This is a genomic window from Microcystis sp. 49638_E5, assembly GCF_021300285.1.
GTDB classification, from domain to species: Bacteria; Cyanobacteriota; Cyanobacteriia; order Cyanobacteriales; family Microcystaceae; genus Microcystis; species Microcystis aeruginosa_C.
This window is the reverse complement of record NZ_JAJTDH010000010.1, coordinates 48,173-65,658: the sequence shown is the minus strand read 5'-3', so window position 1 is coordinate 65,658 and position 17,486 is coordinate 48,173. Positions and strand designations below refer to the sequence as shown.

Sequence of the window (17,486 nt, the reverse complement as noted above, 5' to 3'; positions counted from 1 at the left end):
ATTCGATTGTAAGGTTATGAGTCTTAAATGAAATTATTGACCGATTACTGATAAGTAGGTAGGTGTTAAATTATCAAGGGGGGCAGGGGGGATCCCCCCGCCTATCGGCACCCCCCTTATCAAGGGGGGCAGGGGGGATCAGAGGCAAAATCTATCTTCAATTTAATTATAACTACTTACTTAACTGTTCACTGATAACTGAAAAAAATGACAAACTATCGCAATCCTGCCCCTACTGTTGATATTATCATCGAACTGATCGACTCGCCCCACCGTCCGATCGTACTAATTGAGAGAAAAAATCCGCCCTTTGGCTGGGCAATTCCGGGGGGATTCGTGGACTACGGCGAATCGGTGGAAACGGCGGCAATTCGGGAAGCTTACGAGGAAATCAGCTTGCAGGTGCAGTTAATCGAGCAATTTCACGTCTATTCCGATCCTAACCGCGATCCGCGTCAACACACCATTAGTATCGTTTTTATCGCCACGGCAAAAGGAAAACCGATCGCTGCCGATGATGCCAAAAAAGTCGGGATTTTTCATCTCTGGGAATTCCCCCAACCTTTATGCTTTGATCACGATCGCATTCTCAACTGGTTATAATTAAATTAAAAATGGATTTTAGGTTCGATCCCCCCTGCCCCCCTTGATAAGGGGGGTGCCGATAGGCGGGGGGATCCCCCCTGCCCCCCTTGATAAGGGGGGTGTCTGACAACTTTTAACGCCTACCTACTTAGCTATAAAGGCAATCCTTGCCAAAAACGTCCCCGAAAAAACTTAAAAAATTAGACACTTCTGAGGGCGACAATCGGTTCCAATTTAGAGGCACGATAGGCGGGAAAAACGCCGAAAAAGAGACCGATACCCGTGGAAACGCTCAAAGACAGGGCGACGGCGCTGGTGGAAACAGTGGCAGCCAGGGGAGAGAAACTGGAGACGAGAACGATCGCTCCTGCACCGAAGAGAATACCAAGCGCACCGCCGGCGATGGAAACGAGAGTTGATTCAATCAGGAATTGTAAGAGAATATCCTGTTCTCTGGCTCCGATCGCTTTTCTTAGTCCGATTTCCCCGGTTCTTTCCGAAACCGAAACGAGCATAATATTCATCACCCCGATACCCCCGACAATTAGGGAAATACCGGCGATTAGAGCCAAAAGTAGGGTTAGACCCTGGGTAATCGTGCCGAAGATTTCGATCATCTGTTTAGCAGTTTCGACGCGAAAATCATCCTCAGCGACGATTTTATGGCGTAAACGCAGGAGATTCTGGATTTGGAACTTAGCTGCGCGGATTTCCTCCCCTGATCGAGCGGTGAGACTAATCCAACTCAACTCAACACCGTAGGGTCCGGTTTTGCCCACCAGTTGCGAGTTCATGGTGCTAAGGGGAATAATCAGCATTTCATCCTGATTATTGCCAAAAAAGGAGCCTTTCGCCTCTAAAATCCCGATCACCTCAAAACTGAGATTTTTGATCCGCAGCTGTTGACCGAGGGGATTTTGGGTGGGGAAAAGTTGCGCCGCCACTTCAGTGCCGATTACCGTTACCCGTTTGTTGCGGGCTAGATCGATATTATTGATAAAACGACCTTTTTCTAGGGTAAAATTGCGGACAGAAGCGTATTCTGGGGTGCTTCCCGTGACTAGAGCCGTCATGTTGCGATTACGATAGGAAATCAGGAAACGAGCGTTTATTTCCGGGGCGACTTCAGCGACGGTGGGAACTTGTTCGGCGATCGCCTGAGCATCGGCTAAAACCAAGGTTTTCGGTAAATTAACGGTGGTATTGCGTGCTTGTCGCGACCCCGGCACCACAAAAAGAGTATTGGGACCCAAGTTAGCAAACTGCTCATTGGCTAAGGTTTGCGCCCCTTGGCCAATACCAATCATGGCCACCACCGAAGCGTTACCGATGATAATTCCTAACATGGTCAGGCCGCTACGCACTTTATTGGCCGCTAGGGTGGAGACGGCCATTTTTAAACTTTCGATGATAAACATATAGGGGAATTATGAATTATGAATTATGAATTATGAATTGGGAAGTGGGGTGTGGGGTGTGGGGTGTGGGTAGAATAAATAAAAATAGTCTCCTGTCCCCTCTCTCCTGAATCCTGCCCGATCATAAAAAAGACAATTGGGAGATATTTGTTAAGAAAAATTATTGAGATTTTTGATTAGTTTTCGAGGTATCTTCGGCCCCTTCGGGGAGATCGATAAAGACCTTTTCTCCGGCTTCCAAACCTGATAAAATTTGGGTTTTATCGTCCAGGACTAAACCGATCGAAACGGGTTTAAAACTGGGTTTATTTTCGGCATCGGGAACTAAAACCCCTGACTTGCCTTCCCGGGTGACAATGGCTACAGTCGGCACGACGAGGGCATTATCTAACTGCTGGCCGACAAAAGTTACATCCACATTCATTTTCGATTTAAGTTTGTCCCGTCCCGTCACCAAACCGATTCTGACCTCAAAAGAAGTAACATTATTCTCGATAATTGCTTCGGGAGCCACGAGAATAACTCGACCTTCAAAGACTTCTTCAGGAAAAGCATCGGCGACAATGCGCACGGGTTGGCCGCGCTGCAATAAACCCACATCTACTTCCGGCACTTTAGCAATCACTTCCAATCCCGATGCTAGGGCGATAATCGAGGTGGAAGTGGCGGAAGCGGTACTGGAGGCCGAAGTGGTGGGAGTGACAAAAGAACCCTCGGTGGCGTATTTTTGGGTGATGATGCCATCAAAGGGAGCAGTAATGACTGTATCGCGGTATTGAATCTTAATTTGCTCTAAATCGGCCCTGGCGGCCGCTACAGATGATTCTAGTCGAGCCAGCTCGGTTTCTTGGGTTTTTTGGCGTTGTTCGAGGGCAAATTTCGCTTCTGCGATCGATGCTGCCGCTCCTATCATTTCCTGCTCAATTCCGGCCACTTCTGGGGAAGCGGTTTTATCTGCTTGTTCCAAACGGCGGATCGATTCGTCTAAATTGGCTTTAGCGTTGAGATATTCATTGAGGACGGCATCAAATTGGTCTTGAGCGATCGCCCCTTCCTGGACTAAATTTTCATTGCGTTTAACCCGATTTTCTGCTAGTCGAAAACGGGATTGGGCTGCTTGTACCTGAGCTTGCAGCTGGTCTAAATCTTTAGGAATTCTTTCTTTGGCCTGAGCTAAACGGGCTTCTAATTGCTTATAACTGGCCTGGGCCTGATAAAATCGGGCTTGTAATTGCCGGATATCTTCGGGAATGCTGCGTTTAGCCTGTTCCAGATTGGCTAGAGCTTCCCGCAGATGCGCTTCTGACTGCATTCCCTTGGCATACACCTCTAAATTATCCATGACCGCGAGGGTTTGTCCCTTTTTAACAATCATGCCCTGATCCACCAATAATCGCACTAATCGGCCAGGGTTTTTCGGGCTAATGTTGACACTTTGGATTGGTTCCACCCTACCACTAGCTTTAATTTCCACAGTGAGGGTTTCCCGTTGAGCAGCAACGGTCATTTTCGCTAATTCTAGGGCAGGAGGAGGAGTTTGCAGCAAGCGATAAGAAACCACTCCCACCGCCAGAAAACCACTAGCCATGAGTCCGAATATCCAAAATAGGGGGCGATTTGATTTTCCCAACACGCTTATTGCCATCGATCAGCCAAAAGTAATTGGTTATATACTAACGTCTCTAGAGTTGCCTTTGTTGTTTCTTTAGCCAACAACTCCCAAGCGAGATAGACTGATTAAAAAAGGCCTATCGCGGGGGTAAACTGTGCCAAAACTTAGATTAATCATTTCTTTGCTCATTTTTTTCGTCGCTGGCAGCCCGCTGGCTTTTTCCCAAGCACTACTCCCCTACGCCATCGAACCGGAGTTAGAACAGATGGAACAAGCAGGAATTGAAATCGCTGAGGATGCCATCCAATTAGCTCGTTTCCGCCGTACCGATGCGGCCCTCGGACGGGCTAAGTTAGCGGTGCAGTTAGCCCCCCATCTCTATCAAACTTGGTTTATTCTCGGTAGTTTATATCTGCAAGACGATCAGGTGCAACTCGGTATCGAGGCATTAAATCAATCTTTGTCCCTTGCTCCCGCCGATGCCCACGCTAATATTAAATTTTCCCTCGGTAGCGCCTATTTTCAGAATCAAGATTACAAGTCTGCTATTGCCCAAATTGAAGCGGGTTTGCAAATGAAACCCGATATCTCCCCCGCTCTTTTTGATCTCGGTAATTCCTATCTCAAGTTAGAACAATATCCTGCGGCGATTGCAGCTTACGAAAAGGCTGTTAGTCAAGATAAAGATTTTTGGCCCGCTATTAATAATATTGGTTTAGTTAAATACGAACAGGGTGATAAGGAAGCGGCTCTTAAAGATTGGCGGGCTGCTTTGAAAATCGATCCTAAACAGCCGGAACCTCAGTTAGCTATTGCGGTGGCTATTTATAGTCAAGGGAAAACTGAGGAGGGCATCAAATTAGCTCAGGCCGCTCTCACTAGCGATAGTCGTTATGTCAGTCTGGAATTTTTAGGGGAAAATCTCTGGGGTAAACGTCTTCTGCAAGATACGGAGAAAATGTTTAATCATCCCCAAATGAAAGATTTTATCGCTCGTTTACCACAACCAACCCCAGAAGTGCAGGAAGAAAATTAAGCTGATAAGTAAGTGGTTCTAATTAAATTGAAGATAGATTTTGTCTTCGATCCCCCCTGCTCCCCTTAATAAGGGGGGTGTCTGACAATTTTTAACAACTACCTACTTAATATCTAAGTCTCTACCTTAAAGTAGTATTTAAGAAGAACTGGAATTTCAGTGAACAGTTATCAGTAAACAGTTATCAGGTAGAACCTGAATCAAGGGTTCCCAGGTAAAACCGGGGAACGAGATAACTAGATAAATAAGTTAAAATAGTAAGGCGATCATTAACAAAGGGGTCAACAGATGCAAAATTTACGTCAGGTTTCTTTACTAACAAGTGGACAAGAGCAAGTATTAACTATTCCTCCTGAACTGGCCCTATCAAGTACAGAGGTTTTGTTACGCAAAGAAGGTCATCGCTTAATCATTGAGCCGATTTCTTCCGGTTCTCTAATTTCTTTGCTGACTACTTTGCCAGACATTACAGACAATTTTCCTGATATAGATGAAGGGTTGCTTCCCCTTGATGACATTACATTTTAGTACCACCCAATGACCTATCAATATCTGCTTGATACTAACATCCTATCACATTTGATCAGGTATCCCCAAGGTCAGGTTTTCCAGCATATTGTGGATGTCGGCGAAGAAAGCGTTTGTACGAGCATCATTGTGGCGTGTGAATTAAGATTTGGAGTGGTTAAAAGTGGTTCCTCCCGTCTGGTGCAGCAACTAGAACGCATCCTGGAGTTCTTGACAGTTTTGCCATTAGAATCAACTGTAGATAAGCACTATGCCCTAATTCGTAAACATTTGGAGCAAGCAGGAACCCCAATCGGTCCAAATGATTTACTGATTGCTGCTCATTCTCTAGCGCTTGATCTGACTCTTGTTACCGCAAATACTCGTGAATTTGAGCGTGTGCCTGCTTTGAAGTTAGAGAATTGGTTGATTGATTCTGTAATAATTTTTGGGGGATAATTTGTCATAAATGATGTTGCTGATGATGGTTTTGTATATATTCTGCAACTACTTTTTTGCGGTTTTCTCGCAATGACAAATCAGGTGGAGCATTTTCTAAAAGATGCTGAGGATGACCTCCCCGGCGTTGTGATAAAGTTTTACGCGGTTTTAAGCTTTGCCAATGTTCGTAAATGAGTTTTTTCAGAAGTTCTTCTGAGCTAATATTCTCTTCAGAAATGATGTCTGCTAGATAGTTAGGCACAATTATTTGTAGGATGGGTTAGCGGTAGCGTAACCCATGCGGGCGTTGGGTTTCATGCTTCAACCCAACCTACGTTCATTTTATATTTAATTCCACCCACCTACTTATCTTTGATTATAGTTGAAAATCCATGATCGCACTACAGATAATCGCACTCACCCCCCCATCCCCAAATGGTAAAATGTTTTATGACATATAATTAATTTGCAAGAGTTCTTATCTATCATTAATTTATTTGGTGCGTTACGCTATCGAAGGGCGCACCCTACTGGACTTTTTCAGTTACTATTTTCTTGCACTAACATCAGATTTTAACAGGTCAAAAGACCTATTTTAAAAGGGTTTTACTATTATTCAGCAGACCCTAATTAGGATAAACTCGCCCTTTCCAACCTCCCCCTTGGCCGCGCCAATAACGCAGGGCAGAATCGACGGTCATTAAACTATAAAAGAGGGCAATTAGGGGTAAAGTTAAAGCCCGCAGGGGGGATAATTTATATAGCCTTAAAGTCGGGCTATAGGAGAGGGCGATTAGTAATAAGGTGACGGTGCTAATTATAATAATTGATGTTTCTTTTAAGACCAATCCCCAGATTAAGCCCAAGGGGGCAGCTAAATAGGTTAAAAACATCCCGAAAATTGTGCCGATTAACCAAAGTATTGAGTAATTTAGTTGTGTGAAGGCGGTGCGGGCTACCATATTCCAAATGCTGGCTAAATCGGGATAGGGACGGAGACTATAGGTGCTTTTTGTTAATCCTAACCAGATGGATTTCTCGCTATTTTCGGGGTGATTTTGCAGATATTTTTTAACTGCAATTGCCAAAGAACAATCATCAATTAAAGCTTGTTTAAGAATCTCAATACCGCCAATCTTTTCTAGAATATCTCGGCGAATTAAAATGCAACCCCCAGCGGCGGCTGCTATCGGGGAATTAGGATTATTAACTAGGGCAAAAGGATAGAGTTTCTCGAAGAAAAAAACAAAGGCAGGAATAAGAAATTTTTCCCAAAAACTGTCACAGCGTAGCAACACCATCAGGGAAACTAAAGCTTGTTTTTCCTGTACTGCTTTAGTGACTAATTGGGTTAAATTATCCGGTGCGTGGGCAATATCGGCATCGGTAAACAGAAAATAATCGGGGGCGAATTTCTCGGTAGCCTCTGTTATTCCCTGTTTCATTGCCCATAATTTACCCGTCCATCCTATCTCTAAAGGTTGTCCAGAAATAATAGTTATTTGTCCAGATTTATGATATTTATCAGCAATTTCTTGAGCAACTTTTCCCGTGCCATCACTGCTTTGATCATCAATTAAAATAATAGAAAATTCTCCTTGATAATCTTGGTTAAAAAGGGAGGTTAAACTGATAGGTAAAACGTCGGCTTCGTTTCGTGCGGGGATAATTGCCGAGACTTTTGGATAATTTTTTAAAGGAGAAGTGACAGGATTAATTTTTTGGTTAGATAGCCAAAATTGTCCCCTGGCTAAGATTAAATATAACCAAATTATCAGCGATAGGGAAGTAACTAATAATAAGAAAAATGTCATAAGATAGTCAGCTTTCGATGAGAGAATAGGGAACAGGTTAAAAAGAGTAAGTAGGTAGGTGTTAAAAGTTGTCAGACACCCCCCTTATCAAGGGGGGCAGGGGGGATCCCCCCGCCTATCGGCACCCCCCTTATCAAGGGGGATCCCCCCGCCTATCGGCACCCCCCTTATTAAGGGGGATCCCCCCGCCTATCGGCACCCCCCTTATTAAGGGGGGCAGGGGGGATCGAACCTAAAATCCATTTTTAATTTAATTATAATCAGCTACTTATCAAGTTTAGATGCACAACAGCTTAACCAGTTTGGGGTTTAACAGAGGGCAAATTAGGGTAAAATAAAAGCAAGTTAGCAAGATTAGGCGAGGGAGTAAATCATGGATTATGATGTCGTAATTATTGGGGGTGGACCGGCGGGAGGTCACTGTGGTAGATTATTAAGTGAAAAAGGTTATCGTGTTCTTTTGGTGGAACAACATTCTAGTTGGCAAGATAATAATTTTTCTAGTGCCGCTTCTCCCCTAGAAATTTTAGAACAATTCAATCTCCCCGAAACCGTAGTGGCTAGGTTTTGGAAAAATATCGAAATCATCTCCACCAGCATACATCATTTTTGGTCATCACCGCAACCTTTAGGGGTAGTTTTTGATTTTGCCAAATTGCGAGAGTTTTTAGCCGCAGAAGTGCTGCGTTGGGGGGGAGAAGTTCGTTTAGGTTGTCGTTATCTGAAATATCAACAGATGGAGGATAAGCTAACTGTTTTCTTGAAATCAAAAGGCGAGGAAATCGAGACAGTTACTACTCGTTTATTGGTTGATGCCACGGGATACGCTAGAGCAGTTATGTATAAACATAAACGAGAAAAACCTGATTTTTTAAAAGCAGTGGGCATTGAATATTTAATTACTGTGCCAGAAGTATATTATCAAAAATATCAAGATAATTTAGTGTTTTTTCTAGGTCATAAATGGAGTCCTAAAGGTTATGGCTGGATTTTTCCTATGGATAATCAGCAATTAAAAATAGGAGCCGCTTGGTTAGAGGGAGAACATCCTTATATTCCTGAAGTTAAGCCTTTAAAAAGTTATATTACACAAATTATTCAAACCTACATAAATCTCTCTAAATATGATATAATCGACATCCATGGGTCTATTTTAGAATATTCGCTCAATCTGCAAGATATTTATTATCAAGAACCGAATATTATAGCGATTGGTGATGCTGTTTCTACGGTTAACTTTTTAGGAGGGGAAGGTATTCGCTATGCTATGAAAGGAGCGGAAATTGCTTGTCAATACATGGAAGAATATTTACAGGGAAAATCGAGTAGTTTTGCCCCTTATCAACAGAGGATGCAAGAATATTTTCAACCAAAATGGAATTTATCCGATCGCCTCAGTCGCAAAGTTTATTTAGAATATAGTGATGTGCGTATAGATCAAGGAGTATCCTATCTCAAGTATCTTGCCACACAGGATATAATCGACATTTTATTTTACTACAAATTTGAAAAATACACAAAAGGGTTAGGAGGATTTCTGCTGGGGAAATTACGTCAATGGTGGCGCACAATTTTCCCTAGTCAAAACCCCAGATAAATAAGCTAGGATAAAGCTAAGGAAACAATATTGGTAAAGACCGTGAGTAAGTTTATTCGCTACAGTACAATGATCACCCTGCTGGGCATTTTAGGAGCCTGTAGTGGCAATCCTGCCCTAGAAAATCGTCTGGCTGCCGATCCTAATCTACAAACAAATCCCATACCAGAAAACTCTCCTAATAACCAGCAATTACCCGCAAATTTTCCCGCAGAAATTCCTCGATATAGTCAATCAGAATTATTATCCGTGCAGACAAATCCTGATAATACCGGTGGGCAAACCCGGTGGCAATCCAACGATCCCAGCAATGCGATCGAGGCTTTTTATCAACAGGAATTAGTTAATAATAATTGGGAAATTATCACTCCCTTTTCTGGGGAAGGAGTCAATAGTACCCTAACGGCCCGTCGAGATAATTTAGAATTAACTATCACCATAACTGCTACTTCTCCCAATACGGAATATAGCCTCGATTATCGTCCAACGGGAACTCCGATTGCTTCCCCTAGTCCCTCCCCCATTTCTTCCCCCTTACCCAATCTTAATCCCACCAGTTTTAACGATCTCGAATCCTTACCTAATCCCTTAAAAAGCCACATTCAAGACTTAGCTAGATTAGGAGTATTAACAGGTAATAACAATCAGTTTAACCCTAATGATACAATAACGCGCCGAGAATTTGCGCGCTGGTTGTTACAGGCTAATAATGCCATTTATGCCAATGTAGCAGGTAAACAAATCCGTTTAGCTACTCCCAATAGTTCCCCAGCTTTTAGTGATGTTAAAAATAACGATCCCGATTATATTTATATTCAAGGATTAGCGGAAGCAGGGTTAATTCCCTCTCCTTTAACGGGAGATAGTAGCACTCTTTTATTCCGTCCCAATGCTCCTTTAACCCGGGAAGATTTAATCGCGTGGAAAGTGCCATTAGATATCAGAAAAGCTTTACCGAGCGCCAATCTTGATACGATTAAAAATACTTGGGGTTTTCAGGATACTAATAAAATTAACCCGCAGCTGGTGCGCGCTCTTTATGCCGATTTTCAAAATGCCGAACAAGCCAATATTCGGCGAGTTTTTGGTTTTACTACCCTATTTCAGCCAAAAAGACCAGTAACTCGCGCTGAAGCTGCCGCTACTTTATGGTATTTTGGTTTTCAGGGTGATGGTGTTTCCGCTGCCGATGCTTTGCAGGGTCAAGACACGCAACAGAGTGGGGTTAATTGAAATTTGTCCATAAAAATTAAGGGTGTGTTAGGAAAATACAGACACTCTTTTTGACATTTCTTCATATCTATTCAGAAAAATTAACAAAGGATTCTTGACCCTGCAGCTAGGGGAATATTTTATCCTAAAGATAGAACTCTGCTGCAGGGGATTTTGTTGCTGACTTCCGCTGCTATTAAAATTATGACCCATCAAACTCTCAAACTCGCCGGGATGAGTTGCGCTGGTTGCGCTGATTCGATCGAACGGATAATTAAATCTATCCCCGGAGTGATTCGATGTCAAGTTAATTTTGGCATGGAACAGGTGGATGTGGACTATGATCCCAAGCGTACCGATCTTAACACTATTCAAGCAAAAGTTAGGGATGCTGGTTTCCAGGCTACACCGATAACGGAAATTAATCTCGAATCCAGGCCAGAAAAAGAACTTCTCACTAAACTATCGATCGCTATTGTTATTAGTATTATACTTTTTATCGGTTCTTTGCCGATGATGACGGGTTTATCTCTATCTTTTATTCCCCACTGGTTACACGCTCCCTTATTCCAATTAATTCTCGCTACTCCCGTCCAATTTTGGTGTGGTCAAAGTTTTTATAAAAATGCTTGGAAAGCCTTTAAAAACCGCGCTGCCACCATGGACACTTTAGTAGTTTTGGGAACCAGTGCCGCCTATTTTTATTCCCTGTTTTTAACCTTCGGGAGCGATTTTATCGAAAAACAGGGGTTTAATTCCCATGTCTATTACGAAGCATCAGCTATCGTCATTACTCTGATTTTACTCGGTCGTTTCCTTGAAAAACGTGCCAGAAAAGAAACGGCCGCCGCTATTAAACAATTAATGGGATTACAGGCAAAAACTGCTAGGGTAATTAGGGAAGAACAGACGCTAGATATACCAATAGAAGAGGTGAAGGTAGGAGATATAATTTTAGTGCGTCCGGGAGAAAAAATTCCCGTCGATGGCATAATTATCCAGGGCAGTTCTAGCATTGATGAATCGATGGTGACGGGGGAAAGTTTACCCGTGCGAAAAAATATCAATCAACAGGTAATCGGGGCGACAATTAATAAAACCGGTAGCCTACAAATGCAAGCGTTACGAGTGGGAAAAGATACGGTTTTAGCTCAGATTGTCCAATTAGTACAAACCGCACAAGCATCAAAAGCACCTATACAAAGATTAGTCGATCGAGTGACCGCTTATTTTGTGCCGGTGGTGATGATTATTGCGGTAATAACTTTCCTATTTTGGATTCTCCGCACGGGTAATCTCACCCTCGCTTTGATTACAATGGTGGAAGTCTTAATTATCGCTTGTCCCTGCGCGCTAGGATTAGCTACACCCACCTCGATTATGGTGGGAACAGGACAGGGAGCAAAACAGGGAATTTTAATTAAAAACGCCGAAAGTTTAGAATTAGCCCAGGGCATTACTACTATTGTTCTAGATAAAACGGGAACTCTCACCCAGGGGAAACCAACGGTGACGGACTTCTTGACTCGGGAAGGGGTGAGGGATGGACGGGAATTATCGCTGCTGCAGTTAGTCGTGTCGGTGGAGAATCATTCTGAACACCCGTTAGGAGAAGCAATAGTTAGATATGGGCAGTTAAACCAGATTAAAACCCTAGAAGTAACCGAATTTGACTCAATAACTGGGGCAGGAGTGCAGGGAAAAGTCGGGTCGGATTTCGTGCAAATCGGTACACAACAATGGTTAGAACGTCAAGGAGTTGAAACAAAAGTTCTTAAAAAAGTCGCCCACGATTGGGAATGGCAGAAAAAAACCGTGGCTTGGATAGCGGTTAACGGGGGTTTAGAGGGGGTTATCGCCATTTCCGACGTTTTAAAACCTTTTTCTTCCTCAGTGGTCGCCAAGCTCAAAAAAATGGGCTTAGAGGTGATGATGATGACGGGGGACAACCTCGAAACCGCAGAGGCGATCGCCAGCGAGTTGGGTATCCGGCGCTTTTTTGCCGCACTCCGTCCCCAAGAAAAAGCCGAAAAAATCGAATATTTGCAGAAAAAAGGGAAAATAGTCGCCATGGTTGGAGATGGCATCAATGATGCGATCGCATTGGCGCAAGCGGACTTAGGTATTGCCATTGGCACAGGGACCGATGTAGCGATCGCCGCTAGTGATATAACCTTAATTTCGGGAGATTTACAGGGAATTGTGAGTGCTATTGAGTTAAGTCGGGCAACAATGCGAAATATCAAAGAAAATCTCTTTTTTGCTTTTATTTATAACCTGATTGCCATTCCCATCGCTGCCGGAGTCCTCTATCCTTTTCTGCTCAATCCGATTATTGCCGGTGCTGCCATGGCTTTAAGTTCCCTTTCCGTGGTGACAAATGCCTTGCGATTGCGTCGAATTCACCCCAGGGTGGAGGGATAATTTTCGTTAACAATTCTTAAGGAAAAACCAGAAAAATTAGCTGTACGGGGGATGATACCGTAGAAAAGGCAATAGAATAATCATCCTGATATGACTGACTCCCCTGAAATACCTTATTTATTACGCGCTGCCAAAGGAGAAATCTTACCCCGTCCTCCCGTGTGGATGATGAGACAAGCAGGACGTTATATGCAGATTTATCGAGAATTGCGGGATAAATACCCCAGTTTTCGGGAAAGATCGGAAAATGCCGATTTAGCGATCGAAATCTCCCTGCAACCTTGGCGCGCTTTTCAACCGGATGGGGTGATCATGTTCTCCGATATCCTCACTCCCCTAGCGGGAATTGGTATTCCCTTTGATATTATCGAAAGTAAGGGGCCGATTATCGATTCTCCCATTCGTACTCAAGCGCAGGTGGACCAACTTAATCCCCTCGATCCCGATCAGTCTTTACCTTTTATCAAAACGATTTTAAAAACCCTGCGTCAAGAGGTGGGAAATAAATCCACTGTCCTCGGTTTTGTCGGTGCGCCTTGGACTTTAGCAGCATACGCAGTGGAAGGGAAAGGTTCTAAAAGTTATTCTGTGATTAAAGGGATGGCTTTTTCGGAACCCTCGGTACTGCACCAATTTTTAGATAAATTAGCGGATATGATCGCCACCTATGTCCGTTATCAAATCGATTGTGGGGCGCAAGTAGTACAAATGTTCGATTCTTGGGCGGGTCAATTAACTCCCCAAGATTACGATGTTTTTGCCTTACCCTATCAACAAAAAGTAGTTCGTTTGGTGAAAGAAACCCATCCCGATACACCGTTAATTCTCTACATTAGTGGCAGCGCCGGCGTTTTGGAAAGAATGGGTAAATCGGGGGTTGATATTATTAGCGTCGATTGGACCGTGGATATGGCGGAAGCGAGACAGCGTTTAGGTAAATCGATGATGGTTCAAGGTAATATCGATCCGGGGGTTTTATTCGGTTCCCAGCCCTTTATTCGCGAGCGGATTATTGATACTATTCGTAAAGCGGGTAATCAAGGTCATATTCTTAATTTAGGTCATGGTGTTTTGGTGGGAACTCCTGAAGATAACGTGCGTTTCTTCTTTGAAACTGCTAAACAAGCGGATCAATTATTAGCAGTTCACGCCTAGGATGTCCTGATCAAGGTTTAGGGAATAGGGGTTAGGAGGTAAGGAAATCGTCTGTAACACCCAACACCTAAGAGTGCATCCCATAATTTAAAATCTACTAAGTTGGGATTCTCTGATAACTTCTGTTAAAAAACTGTGCTTTCTAGGTTGTTTGTTTCCAATCCAGACTCTTGGGGGGTTCTACCCCCCAAACCCCCCGTCGGGGGACGAAGCGCCTCCCCCGAACCCCCCGCGCATTAGTTTTTTTGTGGGATGCTTACACGCAGCTGCTGATATATTTGTAATAATTTAAGAGTCACTGACCATTAATCATTTTTGATATTTCTGCAAAGTTTAGATGCAGCTCTCCAAAATCCGAACCCGTGACTCACTTTTTACTTTCACACTGTCCCCTAAATTCTGCTGGATCAATTAAAATAATGAAAAAAATATTTCTAACGGGTGTGAGTGGCTGTATTGGGCATTATATCGCCGAAATTTTACTGGAAAATCCCGACTATGAATTATATTTTTTAGTGCGTAATGCCGAGAAGTTAAAATTTACTTACCAAGGGCGATCAAATGTTCATATACTTTTAGGCGATATGGAAAATATTGGGGTATATGCCGAGCTTTTAAAAACAATGAATATAGCGGTTTTAATCGCTACCAGTTGGGGAGGAGAGGAGGAAAGTTATCAGATTAATGTGGTAAAAACCCTAGAATTAATTAGTTATTTAGATGCTCAAATCTGCGAGAAAGTCCTCTATTTTTCTACTGCCAGTATTCTCAATCAAAATAATCAACCTTTACCCGAAGCTGGGGAGATAGGAACTAATTATATCCGCACTAAATATATTTGTTATAGTAAATTTACTGACCTAGAAATCGCCGATAAAATTATCACTTTATACCCCACTTTTGTCTTAGGTGGTGACGAAAATAAACCCTATTCTCATATCTATGGCGGTTTACCGGATGTGTTGAAATATATCGGTTTAGTGCGTTGGTTTCAAGCTGATGGCAGTTTTCATTTTATCCATGCCAAAGATATAGCTCAAGTGGTGAATTATTTAATCGAAAATCCCGCACCAGAAAGTAAAATTGTTCTAGGCAATCAACGCACAACAGCTAACCAAGCAGTGGAGGAAATCTGTACTTATTTAAACAAAAAAATCTATTTTCGCATTCCTTTATCTTTAACTATTGCTAACTTTTTTATCAAAGTTTTTAACTTGCAGATGGAAGCATGGGACCGTTTTGCCATGAATTATCGCCACTTCACCCACATTAAAACCTATACTCCTGACGATTTTGGTTTAAAAAACTATTGTTCCACCCTCGATGATGTTTTAACCCTGCGAGGAATTCCCCGAAAAAAACCCTAAGTAGAGGGAACAGAAAAATATCTATAATTAATTCTGTCTGGATACTTACAGCGTTTCCTTAAAGATGAAGTCTAACCTAATGTCTCTCTTAGGTTTGGTGGGTAAAATGTATTCTAAGATACAGTGTTGCCGGCGAGTGAGTGGAACGAACCACAGAGACACAAAGGACACAAAGATCGATCACTACTATATAAGTTATCACACAAAGATAAGAGAGCCACCTAATTCCGCGACTGACTCCCCAAAACGAAAAGTTCCTACCTCACCATTAAGATAACTGCTCTATCGGTGACTCTTAAATTAGTACAAATATATGAACAACTGCGTGTAAGCATCTCACCGAAAAACTAATGCGCTCCGGGGTTCGGGGGATTCTACCCCCAACGGGGGGTTTGGGTAGGGTTGATTCATGAATCAACCCTACCTTGAATCAACCCTACCTTGAATCAACCCTAGGGGCTTGGGGGATTCTACCCCCCAAAAGCTTGGCTTGAGTGATAAAATCAGAAATAATGCCCAACTCTTAATGCCAAATAGACTAATCTTGAAATTGTCTAGCATGAAATTGAGCGTAACGACCATTAAGATTTAATAACTCTTCGTGATTACCCACCTCAATAATTTCACCCTTTTCTAAAACTAAAATACGGTTAGCTTTTCTGACAGTTGCTAATCGGTGAGCAATAACAAATACCGTGCGCTCCGTCATAATTCTTTCTAAAGCTTCCTGCACTAAAGCTTCCGATTCCGAATCGAGCGCTGAAGTTGCTTCATCTAAGATTAAAATTCTCGGATTAGATAAAACCGCTCGCGCGATGGCGATTCTTTGTCTTTGTCCACCCGATAAATTAACACCCCTTTCTCCCACATAGGTATAGTAACCCTGGGAAAGTTCACCGATAAATTGATGAGCGTTGGCAATTTTTGCCGCTTTTTCCACCTCTTGCAGATTAAAATCTCCCTGGCCAAAAGCGATATTTTGGGCTATAGTACCAGAAAAGAGAATATTTTCCTGTAAAACTACGCCAATTTGTCGCCGGAGACTTTTTAAAGTCACATCACGAATATCCACCCCATCGATTAAAATCTTGCCAGAAGTGGGGTCATAAAAACGCAATAAAAGATTAACTAAAGTGGTTTTTCCCGCTCCCGATGCTCCCACTAAAGCAATCATTTCGCCAGCGTGTGCAGTAAAATTAATATTTTTTAAAACCTGTCTGTCCTCATTGTAAGAAAAATTTACTTGACAATATTCAACTTCTTTGCTATGGAGTGGCAGATTGATCGCATTCGGTTTTTCGGTAATTGTTGGCAAAATAGCTAACAATTCAAAAATCCGATCCATGGAGGCTTGACCCTGTTTAAATTGATTATAATTACTGGTAATATGGGCGATGGGATCGATTAACATTGCCACCGCTGCCACATAGCTAACAAAGTCAACACCAGTTAAATTCTTTTGGGAAATTTGCCAACCCGCAAGGAAGAATAAAAAGATAACTCCCATCGCTTGCAAAAATCCCACCACGACGTATTGTAAAGCTTTGGTGGATTCTGATAGGTATTGAGCGCGGCGATTTTCCTCCGCTTCTTGAGCAAAAAGCTCGGTTTGATAATCTTCAGCTGCGAAAGCTTGCACCACACGAATACCGCCAAAAACTTCGGTTAATAACGAAGAAAGATTAGATATTTTCGCCTGAGCGCGACGAGCATATTGTAATAATTTTTCACCAAAAAATCCCACCAAAACTCCTAACAAAGGAGCGATAATAATGACAGCGATCGTCAATTGCCAGTTAACAATAAACATATAGGCAAAGACGACAATTAACTGTAAGGCTGAGGGGATAAAATCATGGAAAAATTTGTTAATTACTTCCCCAATGCGATCGATATCTTCCGTTAAACGATAGGATAAATCACCAGTTTTGGCCGTTTCAAAGTAATTTAAACCGAGGGTTTGCAGGTGAGCATAAACTTTTTTTCTTAATTCGAGAGCAATTTTTAAAGAAGCTTTCGCCATCAGGGAATCTTGTCCATACTGAGACATTCCCCGCAGTAAAAAAACCACTGCCCCCACCCCCGAAAGTGTGGCCAATGCTTGCACATTTCCCTCACCGATATATCTGGCCATTTGTCCAGCTAACCAAGCTAAAATCGGCCAAAATACCGTAAATCCGATCGTACAGATAAACGCCAAAATAATTGTTTGGGTTTGGGGACGGAGATAGGGAATGAGGTTCCAATAACTAGAGCGAGATTTCAAAATAATTTAGCGCCTTTAAATATAAGTATTCCTGCAAAATTAATTTGCTAGT

Annotated in this window: 14 protein-coding genes; 9 read left to right on the top strand and 5 right to left on the bottom strand. The window is 42.6% G+C overall.

Annotation, left to right across the window (positions count from 1 at the left end; translation table 11 throughout):
- The first annotated feature begins 207 nt into the window (after positions 1-207).
- Entirely contained in the window at positions 208-603 is a 396-nt protein-coding gene (locus tag LW728_RS03960) for an NUDIX domain-containing protein (RefSeq protein WP_287765289.1), read from the top strand.
- Between the two features lie 182 nt (positions 604-785).
- Here the strand turns inward: LW728_RS03960 and LW728_RS03955 are convergent, their stop codons facing one another.
- Positions 786-2,003 carry an ABC transporter permease gene (locus tag LW728_RS03955; RefSeq protein WP_287670600.1) on the bottom strand — a complete coding sequence of 406 codons (1,218 nt, stop codon included), beginning with the start codon at positions 2,001-2,003 and terminating at the stop codon, positions 786-788.
- 160 nt (positions 2,004-2,163) lie between these two features.
- A complete protein-coding gene (locus tag LW728_RS03950) occupies positions 2,164-3,648 on the bottom strand; it encodes an efflux RND transporter periplasmic adaptor subunit (protein WP_002803726.1) in 1,485 nt (494 codons plus the stop codon).
- A gap of 121 nt (positions 3,649-3,769) precedes the next feature.
- Between LW728_RS03950 and LW728_RS03945 the strand changes: the two genes are divergently transcribed.
- The 3 genes from LW728_RS03945 (at position 3,770) to LW728_RS03935 (ending at position 5,617) form a co-directional block, all read left to right on the top strand.
- The gene (locus tag LW728_RS03945; protein ID WP_002803728.1) at positions 3,770-4,651 is read left to right on the top strand and encodes a tetratricopeptide repeat protein; all 882 of its coding nucleotides are present in this window, start codon (positions 3,770-3,772) and stop codon (positions 4,649-4,651) included.
- Between the two features lie 288 nt (positions 4,652-4,939).
- Positions 4,940-5,179 carry an antitoxin gene (locus LW728_RS03940; protein WP_002793069.1) on the top strand — a complete coding sequence of 80 codons (240 nt, stop codon included), beginning with the start codon at positions 4,940-4,942 and terminating at the stop codon, positions 5,177-5,179.
- Between the two features lie 9 nt (positions 5,180-5,188).
- Complete coding sequence (locus LW728_RS03935) at positions 5,189-5,617, top strand: type II toxin-antitoxin system VapC family toxin (RefSeq protein WP_002788601.1); 429 nt, start codon at positions 5,189-5,191, stop codon at positions 5,615-5,617.
- A 4-nt stretch (positions 5,618-5,621) separates the two neighbouring features.
- On the opposite strand, the gene LW728_RS03930 is transcribed toward LW728_RS03935, so the two are convergent.
- Complete coding sequence (locus LW728_RS03930) at positions 5,622-5,861, bottom strand: hypothetical protein (protein WP_287765285.1); 240 nt, start codon at positions 5,859-5,861, stop codon at positions 5,622-5,624.
- Between the two features lie 364 nt (positions 5,862-6,225).
- Positions 6,226-7,413: a glycosyltransferase gene (locus tag LW728_RS03925; RefSeq protein ID WP_287765283.1), complete on the bottom strand. Its 1,188-nt coding sequence runs from the start codon at positions 7,411-7,413 to the stop codon at positions 6,226-6,228.
- A 373-nt stretch (positions 7,414-7,786) separates the two neighbouring features.
- On the opposite strand from LW728_RS03925, the gene LW728_RS03920 reads away from it, so the two are divergent.
- The 5 genes from LW728_RS03920 (at position 7,787) to LW728_RS03900 (ending at position 15,168) form a co-directional block, all read left to right on the top strand.
- The gene (locus LW728_RS03920; protein ID WP_287765282.1) at positions 7,787-9,010 is read left to right on the top strand and encodes an NAD(P)/FAD-dependent oxidoreductase; all 1,224 of its coding nucleotides are present in this window, start codon (positions 7,787-7,789) and stop codon (positions 9,008-9,010) included.
- 30 nt (positions 9,011-9,040) lie between these two features.
- A complete protein-coding gene (locus tag LW728_RS03915) occupies positions 9,041-10,243 on the top strand; it encodes an S-layer homology domain-containing protein (RefSeq protein ID WP_287669091.1) in 1,203 nt (400 codons plus the stop codon).
- A gap of 183 nt (positions 10,244-10,426) precedes the next feature.
- Positions 10,427-12,646 carry a heavy metal translocating P-type ATPase gene (locus tag LW728_RS03910; protein WP_287765280.1) on the top strand — a complete coding sequence of 740 codons (2,220 nt, stop codon included), beginning with the start codon at positions 10,427-10,429 and terminating at the stop codon, positions 12,644-12,646.
- Positions 12,647-12,736: 90 nt separating this feature from the next.
- Positions 12,737-13,801 (top strand): uroporphyrinogen decarboxylase, encoded by a 1,065-nt coding sequence (gene hemE, locus LW728_RS03905; RefSeq protein WP_002803734.1) that lies wholly within the window; start codon positions 12,737-12,739, stop codon positions 13,799-13,801.
- Positions 13,802-14,220: 419 nt separating this feature from the next.
- Entirely contained in the window at positions 14,221-15,168 is a 948-nt protein-coding gene (locus LW728_RS03900) for an NAD-dependent epimerase/dehydratase family protein (protein ID WP_002803614.1), read from the top strand.
- 538 nt (positions 15,169-15,706) lie between these two features.
- Here LW728_RS03900 and LW728_RS03895 read toward each other — a convergent pair.
- On the bottom strand, positions 15,707-17,434 hold the full coding sequence (locus LW728_RS03895) for an ABC transporter ATP-binding protein (protein ID WP_002803615.1): 1,728 nt from the start codon (positions 17,432-17,434) through the stop codon (positions 15,707-15,709).
- Positions 17,435-17,486: the final 52 nt, after the last annotated feature.

Excerpts from the sequence above, each read along its gene's own strand:
- LW728_RS03910 (WP_287765280.1), top strand. The coding sequence starts at position 10,427 with ATGACCCATCAAACTCTCAAACTCGCCGGGATGAGTTGCGCTGGTTGC.
- LW728_RS03920 (WP_287765282.1), top strand. The coding sequence starts at position 7,787 with ATGGATTATGATGTCGTAATTATTGGGGGTGGACCGGCGGGAGGTCAC.
- LW728_RS03955 (WP_287670600.1), bottom strand. The coding sequence starts at position 2,003 with ATGTTTATCATCGAAAGTTTAAAAATGGCCGTCTCCACCCTAGCGGCC.
- LW728_RS03940 (WP_002793069.1), top strand. The coding sequence starts at position 4,940 with ATGCAAAATTTACGTCAGGTTTCTTTACTAACAAGTGGACAAGAGCAA.
- LW728_RS03900 (WP_002803614.1), top strand. The coding sequence starts at position 14,221 with ATGAAAAAAATATTTCTAACGGGTGTGAGTGGCTGTATTGGGCATTAT.
- LW728_RS03950 (WP_002803726.1), bottom strand. The coding sequence starts at position 3,648 with ATGGCAATAAGCGTGTTGGGAAAATCAAATCGCCCCCTATTTTGGATA.
- LW728_RS03960 (WP_287765289.1), top strand. The coding sequence starts at position 208 with ATGACAAACTATCGCAATCCTGCCCCTACTGTTGATATTATCATCGAA.
- LW728_RS03925 (WP_287765283.1), bottom strand. The coding sequence starts at position 7,413 with ATGACATTTTTCTTATTATTAGTTACTTCCCTATCGCTGATAATTTGG.
- LW728_RS03935 (WP_002788601.1), top strand. The coding sequence starts at position 5,189 with ATGACCTATCAATATCTGCTTGATACTAACATCCTATCACATTTGATC.
- hemE (WP_002803734.1), top strand. The coding sequence starts at position 12,737 with ATGACTGACTCCCCTGAAATACCTTATTTATTACGCGCTGCCAAAGGA.